13 protein-coding genes are annotated in these 13,819 nt (G+C 76.2%); 8 read left to right on the top strand and 5 right to left on the bottom strand.

Annotated features, from left to right (window positions below):
* The first annotated feature begins 61 nt into the window (after positions 1-61).
* From H9624_RS11770 to H9624_RS11760, 3 genes are read left to right on the top strand one after another with little or no spacing between them, the layout of a single operon-like run.
* Entirely contained in the window at positions 62-1,114 is a 1,053-nt protein-coding gene (locus H9624_RS11770) for a WxL protein peptidoglycan domain-containing protein (protein WP_251840078.1), read from the top strand.
* A 22-nt stretch (positions 1,115-1,136) separates the two neighbouring features.
* Positions 1,137-1,928 (top strand): lysophospholipid acyltransferase family protein, encoded by a 792-nt coding sequence (locus tag H9624_RS11765; protein WP_251840077.1) that lies wholly within the window; start codon positions 1,137-1,139, stop codon positions 1,926-1,928.
* Positions 1,925-2,950 carry an NAD(P)H-dependent glycerol-3-phosphate dehydrogenase gene (locus tag H9624_RS11760; protein ID WP_251840076.1) on the top strand — a complete coding sequence of 342 codons (1,026 nt, stop codon included), beginning with the start codon at positions 1,925-1,927 and terminating at the stop codon, positions 2,948-2,950. The genes H9624_RS11765 and H9624_RS11760 overlap by 4 nt, the downstream gene beginning before the upstream one ends.
* A 3-nt stretch (positions 2,951-2,953) precedes the next feature.
* Here the strand turns inward: H9624_RS11760 and H9624_RS11755 are convergent, their stop codons facing one another.
* Positions 2,954-3,628: an AMIN-like domain-containing (lipo)protein gene (locus H9624_RS11755; RefSeq protein ID WP_251840075.1), complete on the bottom strand. Its 675-nt coding sequence runs from the start codon at positions 3,626-3,628 to the stop codon at positions 2,954-2,956.
* 9 nt (positions 3,629-3,637) lie between these two features.
* On the bottom strand, positions 3,638-4,786 hold the full coding sequence (locus H9624_RS11750; RefSeq protein ID WP_251840074.1) for a trans-sulfuration enzyme family protein: 1,149 nt from the start codon (positions 4,784-4,786) through the stop codon (positions 3,638-3,640).
* A 243-nt stretch (positions 4,787-5,029) separates the two neighbouring features.
* Between H9624_RS11750 and H9624_RS11745 the strand changes: the two genes are divergently transcribed.
* Positions 5,030-6,196 (top strand): D-alanine--D-alanine ligase family protein, encoded by a 1,167-nt coding sequence (locus H9624_RS11745; RefSeq protein ID WP_251840073.1) that lies wholly within the window; start codon positions 5,030-5,032, stop codon positions 6,194-6,196.
* A gap of 92 nt (positions 6,197-6,288) precedes the next feature.
* Here the strand turns inward: H9624_RS11745 and H9624_RS11740 are convergent, their stop codons facing one another.
* Positions 6,289-6,792 carry a DUF3515 family protein gene (locus H9624_RS11740; protein WP_251840072.1) on the bottom strand — a complete coding sequence of 168 codons (504 nt, stop codon included), beginning with the start codon at positions 6,790-6,792 and terminating at the stop codon, positions 6,289-6,291.
* A gap of 56 nt (positions 6,793-6,848) precedes the next feature.
* Between H9624_RS11740 and thiL the strand changes: the two genes are divergently transcribed.
* Complete coding sequence (gene thiL, locus H9624_RS11735) at positions 6,849-7,937, top strand: thiamine-phosphate kinase (protein WP_251840071.1); 1,089 nt, start codon at positions 6,849-6,851, stop codon at positions 7,935-7,937.
* Positions 7,938-7,974: 37 nt separating this feature from the next.
* Positions 7,975-8,985, top strand: coding sequence for a pirin family protein (locus tag H9624_RS11730; RefSeq protein ID WP_251840070.1), 1,011 nt, complete (start codon positions 7,975-7,977; stop codon positions 8,983-8,985).
* A gap of 5 nt (positions 8,986-8,990) precedes the next feature.
* Here the strand turns inward: H9624_RS11730 and H9624_RS11725 are convergent, their stop codons facing one another.
* On the bottom strand, positions 8,991-9,524 hold the full coding sequence (locus H9624_RS11725) for a GNAT family N-acetyltransferase (RefSeq protein ID WP_251840069.1): 534 nt from the start codon (positions 9,522-9,524) through the stop codon (positions 8,991-8,993).
* 96 nt (positions 9,525-9,620) lie between these two features.
* Positions 9,621-9,818 carry a 50S ribosomal protein L28 gene (gene rpmB, locus H9624_RS11720; RefSeq protein ID WP_110853808.1) on the bottom strand — a complete coding sequence of 66 codons (198 nt, stop codon included), beginning with the start codon at positions 9,816-9,818 and terminating at the stop codon, positions 9,621-9,623.
* 215 nt (positions 9,819-10,033) lie between these two features.
* Here rpmB and H9624_RS11715 point away from each other — a divergent pair, with 215 nt between their 5' ends.
* A complete protein-coding gene (locus H9624_RS11715; RefSeq protein ID WP_251840068.1) occupies positions 10,034-11,536 on the top strand; it encodes a DAK2 domain-containing protein in 1,503 nt (500 codons plus the stop codon).
* Positions 11,533-13,758, top strand: a complete 2,226-nt coding sequence (locus H9624_RS11710; protein WP_251840067.1) for an ATP-dependent DNA helicase RecG — start codon at positions 11,533-11,535, stop codon at positions 13,756-13,758. Before H9624_RS11715 ends, H9624_RS11710 begins: the two co-directional genes overlap by 4 nt.
* The last annotated feature ends 61 nt before the right edge of the window (positions 13,759-13,819 follow it).

Below are 13,819 nucleotides of genomic sequence, written 5' to 3'. Positions count from 1 at the left end.
CCGGGGGGGGGGGGGCCCCCCCCCCCCCCCCCCGGGCGCCCCACGAACCACAGGAGGACCCATGAGACGTCTTGCCACCGCGGCCGCGATCCTCGCCGCCGCCCTGCTCGGTGCCCCCGCCGCCGCGGAGGAGGCCCCGCCGCCCGCCGCCTGGGAGGTGCTGCCCGCCCCCGACGACGACGGCCCGCGGCAGGCCTTCGAGCTCACCCTCGACCCCGGGCAGACGCACGAGGACACCGTCCTCGTCCGCAACCGCGGCCCGGAGGAGATCACCGTGGACGTGTGGGCGACCGACGCCGTCACCACCCCCTCGGGCGACCTCGGCCTGCTCCTGGCCGAGGACACCCCACGCTTCGCCGGGGCGTGGATCACGCCGGCGACCGCGCGCGTCACCCTCGAGCCCGGCGGGGAGAGCGCCGTGCCCTTCACCGTCACCGTCCCCGAGAACGAGCAGCCGGGTGACTACGTCGCCGGCGTCGTCGTGTCGATGCCGCGCGAGGAGACGACGAGCGCGGGCGAGCGCGTGCTCGTCGACGCCCGCGTCGCGAGCCGCGTGTACCTCCGCGTGCCCGGTGACCTCGCGCCCGCCGTCACCGTCTCCGACCTCACCCTCACCCGTGACGCCCCGTGGTGGAACTTCTGGTCCGGCGACACCCGGGTGGACTTCACCGTGTCGAACGAGGGCAACGCCCGGCTCATGCCCCAGTCGGCGGTCACGGTCAGCAGCCCCTTCGGCCCGCTCGCCGAGGAGCCCGCGACCGTCCCGCTGCCCGAGCTCATGCCCGGTGACCGGCTGCGCGCCTCGGCGCTCACAGCACCCGGGGTCGCGGACTCCCTCGCCCTGCCCGGCGTGCCCGCGTGGGGCCTGCTCAGCGCCGACGTCTCCGTCCTCGCGCGGCTGAGCACCGGCCCCGACGCCGTCCGTGAGACGGCCACCGTCACCGCCGTCGCGGTGCCGTGGGTGCCGGCCGCCGTCGTCGTCCTCGTCCTCGCACGGGTGGCGTTCGGCACCGTCCGCCTCGTGCGGCGGCGGCGCGCCGCCCGCCGCCCCGTCCCGACGGCGGCCGCCCCGGTGGAGGAGGTGGTGACGGCTCCCGCCGTCGGGAGCGCGTAGGGCGCGACGATACGATCCCCGGGTGACCAGACCCGTCCCTCCGATGTACCGCGTCATCGCCGGGCTGCTGCGCCCGCTGCTGCGGGCGACGATGCGCCGTGACTGGCGCGGCGCCGAGCACCTGCCCGCCGAGGGCGGCTTCATCGCGGCCGGGAACCACCTGACGAACGTCGACCCGCTCGTCTTCGCGCACTACCTGTACAACCACGGCGCCGCGCCGCGGTTCCTGGCCAAGCACACCCTCTTCCGTGTCCCGGTCGTCGGCTGGGTGATCGGCAAGGCGGGGCAGATCGCCGTCGAGCGCGACAGCGCCTCGGCCGTCGCGGCGCTCGAGCCGGCACGCGAGGCGCTCGCCCAGGGACTGTGCGTGGGGATCTTCCCCGAGGGCACCTTCACCCGTGACCCCGACCTGTGGCCGATGACGGCGAAGCACGGCGTCGCCCGTCTCGCGCTGTCGGCACGGGTGCCCGTCGTGCCCGTCGCGCAGTGGGGGCCCCAGGACGTCCTGGCCCGCTACGGGCGGACGCTCCACGTCGTCCCGCGCCGCACCGTGCGGGTCGAGGCCGGCCCGCCCGTGCCGCTGGAGGACCTGTACGGCCGGGAGGACGACCCGCAGGCGCTGCGCGAGGCGACCGAGCGGGTCATGGCCGCGATCACCGAGATCCTCGCGGGCCTGCGCGGCGAGGAGCCGCCGGCCCGCCCCTACGACACCCGCCGCGACGGCGACCCGCGCGCCGCCGAGCTCGCCGCCCGCGCCGAGCGCAGGCGCGCGCGTCGCACCCGCACCAGCCCCCGTACCGAGAGGGATGCATGACCAGCACGACCACCGCCCCGGCCCCGCGCGCCGCGGTCCTCGGCACCGGAAGCTGGGGCACGACCTTCGCCGCCGTCCTCGCCGACGCCGGCAACGAGGTCACCATGTGGGGCCGCTCGCCCGAGGCGTGCCGCGAGATCACCGAGGAGCACCGCAACGAGCGGTACCTGCCCGGCGTCACCCTGCCGGGCGGCGTCACGGCGACGACGGACCTGCGCGCCGCGCTCGCCGGCGCCGCTCTCGTCGCGGTGGCCGTCCCGTCCCAGGCGGTGCGCGCCGTGCTGTCCGGCTCCGCGGACGCCCTCGAGCCGGACGCCGTCGTCGTCTCCCTCATGAAGGGGGTCGAGCTCGGCACCCACGAGCGGATGAGCGAGGTGCTGCGCGAGGCGCTCGGCCTGGAGGAGCGGAGGGTCGCCGTCGTCTCCGGGCCCAACCTCGCCCGCGAGATCGCCACCCACCAGCCCACGGCCACCGTCGTCGCCGCGAGCGACGAGACCACCGCCGCGCGGGTCGCGCACGCCTGCGCCACCCCGTACTTCCGGCCCTACACGAACACCGACGTCGTGGGCGTCGAGCTCGGTGGCGCGGTGAAGAACGTCATCGCGCTCGCCGTCGGCATGGCGCAGGGCGCCGGCTTCGGGGACAACACGACCGCGACGATCATCACGCGCGGGCTGGCCGAGACCACCCGCCTGGGCCTCGCGCTCGGCGCCCAGGCCGAGACCTTCGCCGGCCTCGCGGGCCTGGGGGACCTCGTGGCGACCTGCGCCTCACGGCTGTCGCGCAACAACACCCTCGGCCGGCACGTGGGGGAGGGGATGTCGCTGGAGGAGGCCGTGGCCGCCACCGGCGGGACCGCCGAGGGCGTGAAGTCCTGCCGCGCTGTCCTCGAGCTCGCCGCCGCGCACGGCGTCGACCTGCCGATCAGCCAGGCCGTCGCCGCCGTCCTCCACGAGGGCCTGCCGGTCCTCGCGATGACCGAGGCGCTGCTCTCCCGGCCCCGCAAGGCCGAGGGCGTCTAGGGCTCAGTCCTCGGGGTCGGCGATGTCGATGACGAGGCGGGCCGGGTCGGCGAGCGTGAAGACCCGGTAGTCCGCCGGGCCGTCGTCGACGCCGATGAACAGCTGGGTCAGCCCCTCGAAGGTCCCCAGGTAGTGGACCTCGTCGATGACGTCCGGGCCCTCGAGCGGCTCGCCGGGGACGTAGTGCTCCTCGCCCTCGTCGGGGTAGCGGGTGCCGGAGACGGACACGGCGAGGATCGCCTCGCCGTCGACGTCCACGCGCTCGCCCCGGCCGTCCTCGATCGCCTCCTCGACGTACTCGACCTGCCAGCCGGGCACGCCCTCACCGGCGAGCTCGACGACGACCCGGTCGAAGCCCTCGTGGTCGCCCACGCGCAGGCCGACCGGGAGGAGCAGGTCACCGCTCGGCTCGGCGCTCTGCGCGGTGCCGGCCGGGCCGAAGGCGGGCGCGTCGGTCGGCTCCTCCGGGGCGGGCGTGTCGGTCGGCGCGTCGCTGCTCGGCTCCGGGCTCGCCGACGGCTCGTCGGTGGGGGAGGCGTCGGTCGTCGGCTCGGTGACCACGGGCGGCGGGTTCGTCGAGGTGGACGGCGTGGGCTCGCCGTCGTTCCCGCACGCGGCGAGCGCGAGGGCGGCGAGGGAGGCGGCGGCGACGATCCGGGTGGTGCGCGAGGCGGTCATCTCCCGATGTTAGACGGCGGCCGCAGCGGCCAACCCGACCTGCAGGTCGGCCCACAGGTCCTCGACGTCCTCGACGCCCACGGACATGCGCAGGAGGTCGTCGGGCACCGTGGGGGCCTCGGAGGCGAAGCGCCGGCGCCGCTCGAGGCTCGACTCGACGCCGCCCAGGCTCGTGGCGGGCACCCACAGGCGCACCGCGGAGGCGAGGGCGTCCGCGCCGGCCTGCCCGCCCGCGGGGCGCAGCGTGATGATCGAGCCGTACCCGTCCATCTGGGCGGTGGCGCGCTCGTGCTGCGGGTGGCTGGCCAGGGAGGGGTGGGCGACGGCGACGACGTGCGCGTGGCCCTCGAGGCGGCGCGCCAGCTCGGCGGCGTTGGCCTGGGAGCGCTCGACGCGCAGCGCGAGGGTGCGCAGGCCGCGCAGCGCGAGCCACGTCTCCCACGGGCCGGCGATGCCGCCGCCGATGTCGCGGCGGGTGCGCACGGCGCCGTACAGCTCGCGCGAGCTCGTGAGGACTGCACCGAGGATGAGGTCGGAGTGGCCGGCGAGGTACTTGCTCACCGAGTGGACGACGACGTCGGCACCGAGCTCGAGGGGGCGCTGCGCCAGCGGGGTGGCGAAGGTGTTGTCGACGACGACGACGGCGCCGGCCGCGTGCGCGGCGGTGCTGATCGCGGCGATGTCGGCGATCTCCAGCATCGGGTTGGTGGGCGTCTCGACCCACACGAGTGAGGTCGTGCCGCCCTCGATCGCGGCGACGACGGCGGCGGTGTCGGCGATGTCGACCTCGACGAGCTCGACGTTGCTGCGCTCGACGAGGTGCCGGGCCGCGACGAGGGAGGCGTGGTAGGCGTGGCGCGGGACGACGAGCCGGGTGCCGGGGCGGGTGAGGTCGAGCGCGGCGCTCACCGCGGCCATGCCCGAGGCGAAGACGAGACCCGGCTCGGCGGCGCGCTCGAGGCCGGCCAGCGCCTCCTCGAGCGGCTCCCACGTCTCGGTGCCCAGGCGGGTGTACACGGGGACTCCCGGCGCGGCGGCGCCGCGGCCGACGTAGGTGGAGGAGAGGACCACCGGCGGGTTGACCGGCGCCCCCTCGGTGCGCTCGGGGCGCCCGGCGACGACGGCGTAGGTGGCGGGGCTGAGGTCTCGGTCGTTCACGGCGTCAGGGTAGACCTGTGCATGCGCTGCCTCGTCACCCGTCCCACGAGATTGGCCTGCCGTCCCCTTCCGCTCCCTGCTGCCGTTGGTGTCACCCTGCGCCCGGTCGACCGCCGGCACGGTGGACCAGCGGGCGCAGGGTGCGGGGACGGGGCCGGAGCCGGGGTCCGCCACGGTGAGGCTCCCCACGCGGGCGGCGGGTTGCCGGGGTGACGTCAGCGGCCGCCGGTAGTCTCACAGGCGATGAGCGACTCGACCCAGCCCGCGCCCTCTCCCGCTGCCGCCACTGGCGCCGCCACCGGGGCGCCGCGCCGCACCCGGGTGGCCCTCGTCTTCGGCGGGCGCAGCGGCGAGCACGCGATCAGCTGCGCCACGGCCGCCGGGGTGCTCCGCGCCCTGGACCGTGAGCGCTACGACGTCCTGCCCATCGGCATCACGCCCTCCGGCCAGTGGGTGCTGGCGCCGGACGACCCGGACGCCCTGTCCATCGCCGGCGGCGACCTGCCGCAGGTCGCGGAGGCCGGGGGCGACGTCGTCCTGCCCATGGCGGACGTGCGCCGCGAGCTCACCGTCACCGAGGCCGGCCGACTGCCCCGCAGCCTCGGTGAGGTCGACGTCGTCTTCCCCGTGCTCCACGGGCCCTTCGGTGAGGACGGCACGCTCCAGGGGCTGCTCGAGATGGCCCAGCTGCCCTACGTCGGCTCCGGGGTGCTCGCGTCCGCGGCCGGCATGGACAAGCACTACATGAAGGTCGTCCTCGCGGGGCACGGGCTGCCGGTGGGCCCCTACACGGTCATCACGCCGCGGCAGTGGCGCACCGACGCCGACGCCGCGATGGACTCCGTCGACAGCCTCGGCTACCCGGTCTTCGTCAAGCCCGCGCGCGCCGGCTCGTCCCTCGGCATCACGAAGGTCGACCGCCGCGCCGAGCTCGCCGACGCCATCGCCGAGGCCCAGCGCCACGACCCCAAGGTCGTCGTCGAGGCGGCGCTCGAGGGCCGGGAGATCGAGTGCGCCGTCCTCCAGGGCCGCGGGGACGACGCCCCGCGCACCGCCCTGCCGGGGGAGATCGTCGTCGACGGCCACGCCTTCTACGACTTCGAGGCGAAGTACCTCGACGCCGCCCACGTGCAGCTCAGCTGCCCCGCCGAGCTGCCCCAGCACGTCATCGACGAGGTCCGGGTCGTCGCCGCGCGGGCCTTCGAGGCGCTCGGCTGCGAGGGCCTGGCGCGGGTGGACTTCTTCGTCACCGGCTCGGGCCGGGTGACCGTCAACGAGGTCAACACGATGCCCGGCTTCACGCCGTACTCGATGTACCCGCTCATGTGGGAGCGCAGCGGCCTGCCCTACGCCGAGCTCGTCGACGAGCTCATCCAGCTGGCGCTGGACCGCCCCGTCGGCCTCCGCTGACCCACCCCGCACCTCGCGCATATGCGCGAAAATCACCGCCGGAGTGCGTGGACGCCTGCAGTATTTCCGCATATGCGGGAAGAAGGGGTGGGTTAGAGGTCGTCTGTGCCGATGCAGCTGCGCTCGGGCGTCGTCCGCTCTACCGCCGACGCCAGGTCGACCAGGACCGCCGTGGGCTGGTCGCCGCCGCGCTCGGTCGGCACGACGACCTCCACCGCGGGCACGCGCCCGTAGGTGATGAAGGTCCAGGAGCCGTTCTCGCGCCGGGCGTGCTCGGGGACCATGTCGTCGTCGGCCTCGAGGGCGAGCCAGTCGACGGAGGTGTCGCCCGACTCCACGGTGATGCACCGCTCGGTGCTCGGGCCGGGGACGTCGACGCCGCAGCGCAGCGTGATCGCCGGCTCGCCCCAGCCGGCGATGGACTGGCTCCCGATCGAGCGCTCCTCACCACCGGCGAGCTCACCGGGCAGCGCCTGGAGGACCTCCCCGCAGACGGGGTCCGCGGCGTAGGGGCCGGCGGGCACCGTCACCGGTGAGGAGCACGCCCCCACCGCCGCCACCGCTGCCGCCACCGCCATCGTCCGCCGTCGTCTCACGTCCCTCACGGTAACCCGCCGCCCGAGCGCGGCGGCGCCCCGGGTAGCGTGGCCGGGTGACCGACACGTCCGCGCTCCCCGTCAGTGCGCTGAGCGAGGGCGAGCTCCTCGCCCGCTTCACCCCGCTGCTCCCGCGCGGGCGGGCCACGCTCGTCCCGACCGGTGACGACGCCGCCGTCGTGGCCGCCCCGGACGGGCGCTTCGTCGTGTCGACCGACGTCCTCGTCGAGGACCACCACTTCCGCCGCGGCTGGGGCACCGCCCGCGACGTCGGGGCCCGGGCCGCCGCGCAGAACCTCGCCGACATCGCGGCCATGGGCGCCGTCCCGACGAGCACCGTCGTCGGCCTCGTCCTGCCGCCGGCCACCCCGGTCGGCTGGGTCGAGGACCTCGCCCGCGGCCTCGCCGACGTGTGCGGGCCGCTCGCTGTCGGCGTCGACGGCGGCGACCTCAGTGCGGGGGAGCGGCTCGTCGTCGCCGTCACCGTCCACGGCGACCTCGAGGGCCGCGACCCGGTCCTGCGCTCCGGCGCCCGCCCCGGCGACGTGCTCGCCCACGCCGGCACCATCGGGCGGGCCGCCGCCGGCCTCGCCGTCCTTGCCACCGGCACGGAGGACGACGACGGCGCCGCGGCCGCCGGGTCCGGCCCCCTCGCCACCGGCACGGAGGACGCCGACGGCGCCGCCGGGTCCGGCACCCTCCTCGCCGGTATCGCGGACGCCGACGACGACGCCGCCGCCGTCGTCGCCTTCCTGCGGCCCGTGCCGCCCTACGCCGCCGGCCCGGCCGCCGCCGACGCGGGTGCCAGCGCGATGATGGACGTGAGCGACGGCCTGCTGCGCGACGCCGGGCGGCTGGCGCGCGCGTCGGGCGTCGAGATCGTCCTCGACCCGCTCGCCGACTCCCTCGCGGACGACCTCGCCGCCCTCGCCCCGCTCGCGGCACGCCTGGGCACCGCGCCGGAGGCGTGGTTGCTCACCGGTGGTGAGGACCATGGCCTGCTCGCCACCTTCCCCGCCGGCGCGCCGCTGCCGGAGGGCTTCCGGCGGCTCGGCACCGTGCGGGCCGGGGGGCCGGGCGTCGTCACGGCACCGCAGGACGCTCCGCACGCCGCCGCCGTCGGCTGGGACCACTTTCGCCGGTAGGCGTCCCTCTCGGGGACCGCCTGCCTACGCTGGAGGCATGACGAACCTCGAGCCCCGCCCGCAGGAGCAGGTGTGCGTGGCCGGCCCGGAGCCGGCCGCCGTCGAGCTCATCGAGCCGCGCGACGTCCCGCTCGGCGGGCCGCGGGCGATGACGGTGCGCCGCACCCTCCCGTCGCGCCGGCGCTCCTTGATCGGGGCGTTCTGCTTCGCCGACCACTACGGCCCGGACGACATCGCCGTCTCCGGCGGGATGGACGTGGCCCCGCACCCGCACACCGGGCTGCAGACGGTGACGTGGCTCTTCGAGGGGCAGGTGCTCCACCGGGACGCCCTCGGCTCGGTGCAGACGATCGAGCCGGGCCAGCTCAACCTCATGACGGCCGGTGACGGGATCTGTCACTCCGAGGAGGGGACGCTCGCGCGCTTCCCCGAGCAGGGTCGCCTGCACGGCGTCCAGCTCTGGACCGCCCTGCCCGGCACGGCCCGCGCGGGCGAGCTTGCCTTCGACCACGTGCGGGACGTCCCGTCCTTCTCGGTCGACGGCGCCCTGGTGAGGGTCTTCATGGGCTCGCTCGGCGGCGTGACCTCACCCGCGCGGGCCTACTCGCCGCTCGTCGCCGCGCAGCTCGACGTCCCGGCCGGCGCGACCGTCCGGCTGCCGGTGGACCCGGCCTTCGAGCACGGGGTGCTCCTCGTCTCCGGGGAGCTGACCGTCGCCGGCACCCCCGTGGCCGAGGCGTGGCTGGCGTACCTCGCGCCCGGGCGGGACGAGATCCTCCTCGAGGCCGGTGACACGCCGGTCCGTGCGGTGCTCATGGGCGGCGCCCCCTTCGAGGAGGAGGTGCTCATGTGGTGGAACTTCGTCGGCCGCACCCACGAGGAAGTCGTCACCGCCCGGGCGCAGTGGCAGGCGGCGGTCGCGGGCGACCCCGAGGGCATCGCCCGCTTCGGCTGGGTCTCCGGGTACGACGGCGCGCCCCTGCCCGCCCCCGAGCTGCCGCAGGTGCGGCTCAAGCCCCGCTCCCGGCTCGAGCAGCCCCGCTCCTGACCTCGCTACGCCTCGGCGACGAAGAGCTCGCTCGTCACGTTGTAGAACCGGTCCGTCGTGCCGCGGTGCTCCATGCCGATGCGCAGCGCCACCCGCTGCGAGGCCTCGTTCTCCGGGTACGTCACCGCCACCACGCGCGGGAGCCCTGAGGCCAGGGCGTGGGCCAGCACGGCGGCCGCCGCCTCGCTCGCGTACCCGTGACCCCACGAGTCAGGGTGGAGGTGCCAGCCGATCTCGGTGTCCCCGGAGGGTGCCAGCGGCAGCGTCGGGCCGGACAGGGGGATGTCCTTGAGGAGCAGCGTGCCGTGCCGCCGGACGCCGTCACGGTCGGTGACGAGCCAGATCCCGTGGACGGGGTGGTCGTCCAGGCTGCGGTAGCGCGTGACCCGCTCGACCGCCTCGGCACGGTCGGTGATGACCCGCGGCTCGGCACCGAGGAAGCGCTGGACCTCCCAGCGGGAGTGGAGGTCGAGGGCGAAGTCGACGTCGTCGTCGGTCCACGGGCGCAGGAGGAGGCGGTCGGTGGTGAGCTCGGGCACCGCGCCACAGTACCCGGGCACGCCGAGAGGGCCGCCCGGTGCTCGGGCGGCCCTCTCGGTCAGGCTCTGGTCACCCGGCGGGCCGGGTGGGGCAGATCAGGCGCTGGTGGCGCGCTGCACCTTGCCGGCCTTGAGGCACGAGGTGCAGACGTTCATCCGCTTCGCGGTGCCGTTCACGTTCGTGCGCACGCGCTGGATGTTCGGGTTCCACCGACGGCTCGTCCGCACGTGGGAGTGCGAGACGCTCTTGCCGAAGCTGGGGTGCTTGCCGCAGACGTCGCAGGTGGCAGCCACGGTCTTCTCCTGAATCTCTTGCTGGCAACACGATCTGCTCGATCGTGGGGGTCTGTCGTGGTCGACGGCGCAGGCCGGCCGACCGCCCGTACGGGCAACCTGAGCAGGATACCCGACGCCGTGGGGCGCGCCCAAACGGGCTCGGGCGAGGTGCGTCACGGTGTCAGGGGTGGGCACTAACCTGAACGCGATCGACGATACCCGGGAGGACGGACGTGGCGGACACGCTCACCGTGCTCGGGCCCGCGGACGTGCGCCGCTGGTTCGAGCAGGGGCTGAGGTCGCTCCTCGCCGTCCGCCGGCAGGTCGACGTCCTCAACGTCTTCCCCGTCCCCGACGGGGACACCGGCACCAACCTCGTCCTCACCCTCGCCGGGGCCGCCCGCGCCGCCGGCCGCCTCCGCCCGGAGGGGGACCTCACCGCGCTCACCGCCGCCGCGGCCCGGGGCGCGCTCGTCGGGGCCCGGGGCAACTCCGGGGTCATCCTCAGCCAGGCGATGCGTGGCCTGGCCCGCGCGGTCGCCGGCCGGGACTCCCTCGACGGCCCCGCTACCGCCGCCGCGCTCACCGTCGCCGCCCAGGACGCCCGGCAGGCGGTGGCCCGCCCCGTCGAGGGCACCGTCCTCACCGTCGCCGCGGCCGCCGCCCTCGCGGCGGAGGAGGCGGCCGACCGGAGCCTGGCCGGCGTCGTCACCGCCGCCGCGCAGGGCGCCGCCCGCGCGCTCGGCGACACCCGCAGCCAGCTCCCGGTCCTCGCCGAGCGCGGCGTCGTCGACGCCGGCGCGGCGGGCTACACGATCCTCCTCGAGGCGCTCGCGGCCGTGGTCTGCGGCGGCGCCCCGGCCACCGCCCGTGCCCGGGAGGCGCTGGCGAGCCTGCCGGCGCCCCGGCCGGCGGCCCACCACGCCGCGTGCGCCCTCGGCGCGGGCGTCGTCGGCGCCGAGGAGGGCGGGCCCGGGGACCTCGAGGTCATGTACGTCCTCCACGCGACGGCACGGGAGGCCGCCGCGCTGCGCACCCGCCTCGACGCCGCGGGCGAGTCGGTCGCCGTCGTCGGCGGCAGCGAGGGGCCGGGGGAGCGCGGCCTGTGGCAGGTCCACGTCCACACCGCCGAGCCCACCGCCGTCCTGGCCGACGGCGCCGAGCAGGTGTGCGTCCGCTCGCTCACCGCCCCGCCCGCCGGCGTCGTCGCCTGCACGCGCCTGCCCGGGCTCGTCGCCCCGCTCGCGGCCACCGGCGCCGTCGTCGTCCTCGGCCCCGCCGCCGCGGGTCTCGAGCGCGGCGTCGTCGACGCCGGCGCGCGCGAGGTCCTCCTCCTGCCCTGCGACGAGGAGTCGGCGGCGCTGGCCGGCCGGGTCGTCACCGACGGGCCCTTCCTCCCGCAGCGCGTCGCGGTGGCCGCCACCCGCTCCGAGCCCGCCGTCCTCGCCGTCGTCGCCGAGCAGCACCCCGGCGCGCCCGCCACCGAGCGGCTCGCCGCGGCCGACGACGTCGCGGGCAGCGTCCGCACGGCCACCTGCGCCGTCGTCGGTCTCGAGGAGGCCGTCGCCCGGCTCGTGCAGCCGGGGGACGAGCTCCTCACCGCCGTCGTCGGCTCCGGCACCACCGGCGTCGCCGGCCGGCTGCGCACCGCCGTCCTCGCCCGTGCGCCGCAGGCCGAGGTCCTCGTCCTCGACGCCGGCGTGCCCGTGCCCGAGCTGCTCCTGGGGGCCCAGTGACCGCCCTGACCACCCCGCTGGCCCGGCTCGTCGGGGACCGCACCGCCAAGGCGCTGGCCAAGCTCGGCATCGAGACGGCCTGGGACCTGCTGCGCCACTACCCGCGCCGCTACGGGGAGCCGGGCCGGCTCACGGACTTCACCGACCTGCCGGTGGGGGACCACGTCACGGTCAACGCCATGGTCGTGCGCACCTCGATGCGGTCCACCCGCAACCCGCGGACCGCGATGCTCGACGTCACGGTGAGCGACGGCCGGCGCGAGCTGCTCCTGCGCTTCTTCGGCGGACGCGGCATGCTCGCCAGCCGCGAGAACCAGCTGCGCGGCGGCCGGGTGGGGCTGTTCACCGGCACCGTCGAGGAGTTCGGCGGCCGGCGGATGCTCAAGAACCCCGACTTCCGCTTCGTCGACGACGAGGAGGACACCGAGCTCGCGGCGCTGGAGCAGTCCCGGCCGATCCCCTTCTACCCGGCGAGCGCGTCGCTGCCCACGTGGCGGATCCGGGGTGCGGTGCAGACCGTCCTCGAGCCCCTCCACGAGGCCGACGTCCCCGACCCCGTCCCCTTCCGCGTCCTCCAGCGCGAGAGCATGCCCACGCTCCTCGAGGCGCTGCGGCTGGTCCACGCCCCCACGACGGACGAGGACTGGCGCCGGGGCCGCGACCGGCTGCGCTACGAGGAGGCCTTCGTCCTCCAGACGGCGCTCGCGGTGCGGCGCGCGGAGGCGGAGGCCACCGCGGCCACCGCCCGCCCCGCGCGGGAGGGCGGCATCCGCGAGGCCTTCGAGGCCCGGCTGCCCTTCACCCTCACCCACGGCCAGCAGGAGGTCGTCGCCGAGCTGTCCGCCGAGCTCGCCCGGCCCTGGCCCATGCAGCGCCTGCTCCAGGGCGAGGTGGGCTCGGGCAAGACGGTCGTCGCGCTGCTCGCCATGCTCCAGGTCGTCGACGCCGGGGGGCAGGCCGCGCTCCTCGCGCCCACCGAGGTGCTCGCCGCCCAGCACGCCCGCTCGATCACCGCGATGCTCGGCCCGCTCGCCGAGGCGGGGATGCTCGGCGGCGCGGAGGACGCCACCCGGGTCACCCTGCTCACCGGCTCCATGCCGGCCGCCGCCCGGAAGAAGGCGCTCCTCGCCGCGGCCTCCGGGGAGGCGGGGATCGTCATCGGCACCCACGCGCTGCTCTCCGAGGACGTCCAGTTCGCCGAGCTCGGGCTCGTCGTCGTCGACGAGCAGCACCGCTTCGGCGTCGAGCAGCGTGACGCCCTGCGCGCCAAGGCCGCCACCGCCCCGCACCTGCTCGTCATGACGGCCACGCCCATCCCGCGGACCGTTGCGATGACCGTCTTCGGTGACCTCGAGACCTCCACGCTGCGCGAGATCCCCGCCGGCCGCTCGCCCATCCGCACCTTCCTCGCCCCCTCGACCCACCCGCGGTGGGTCGAGCGCACCTGGCAGCTGGCCCGCGAGGAGATCGACGACGGCGGTCGCGTCTACGTCGTGTGCCCCCGGATCACGTCCCAGGACGACGACGTCGAGACCGACCTCCTCACCGAGGTCGACGAGCCGCCCGCCGAGGACGCGCCGTCGGGTGCCCGCCCCGCGCCCGCCCGGCCGCTGGCCGCCGTCGACGAGGTCGCCGCGCTCCTGCGCGAGCACCCGGTCCTCGCGGGCGTCGCGGTGGGCGAGCTGCACGGCCGGATGTCGCCGGAGGACAAGGAGGCGGCGATGGCCGCCTTCGCCTCGGGCCAGGTGCCGGTCCTCGTGACGACGACCGTCGTCGAGGTCGGTGTCGACGTCCCCGAGGCCTCGGTCATGGTCATCATGGACGCCGACCGCTTCGGCATCTCCCAGCTCCACCAGCTGCGCGGCCGCATCGGCCGCGGTGCCCGCCCCGGCACGTGCATCGCCTGGACCACCGCCGTGGAGGACACCCCGGCGATGACCCGCCTGCGGGCCTTCGAGGCCACCACCGACGGCTTCGAGCTGGCCCAGGTGGACCTCGAGCAGCGCCGCGAGGGCGACATCCTCGGCGCGGCCCAGTCCGGCCGCGGCAGCTCCCTGCGCCTGCTGCGCGTCCTCACCGACACGGCGGTCATCGAGAAGGCCCGCTGGGACGCGCGCGCGCTCGTCGACCAGGACCGCCTGCTCATGGACCACCCGGCCCTGCTCCAGGCGATCACCGAGCAGCTCGACCCCGAGCGCGCCCAGTTCCTCGACCGGTCCTGAGCCGGGCCGTGGACGCCACCGCCCGGGAGCGGGACCTGCTCGAGCGCGCCGGCCTCGAGGT

Origin of the sequence: Oceanitalea stevensii (assembly GCF_014837105.1) — a bacterium.
In the GTDB taxonomy this organism is placed as follows: Bacteria; Actinomycetota; Actinomycetes; order Actinomycetales; family Actinomycetaceae; genus Oceanitalea; species Oceanitalea stevensii.
The sequence above is the reverse complement of the archived record's forward strand: the minus strand, read 5'-3'. Positions and strand labels throughout refer to the sequence as shown.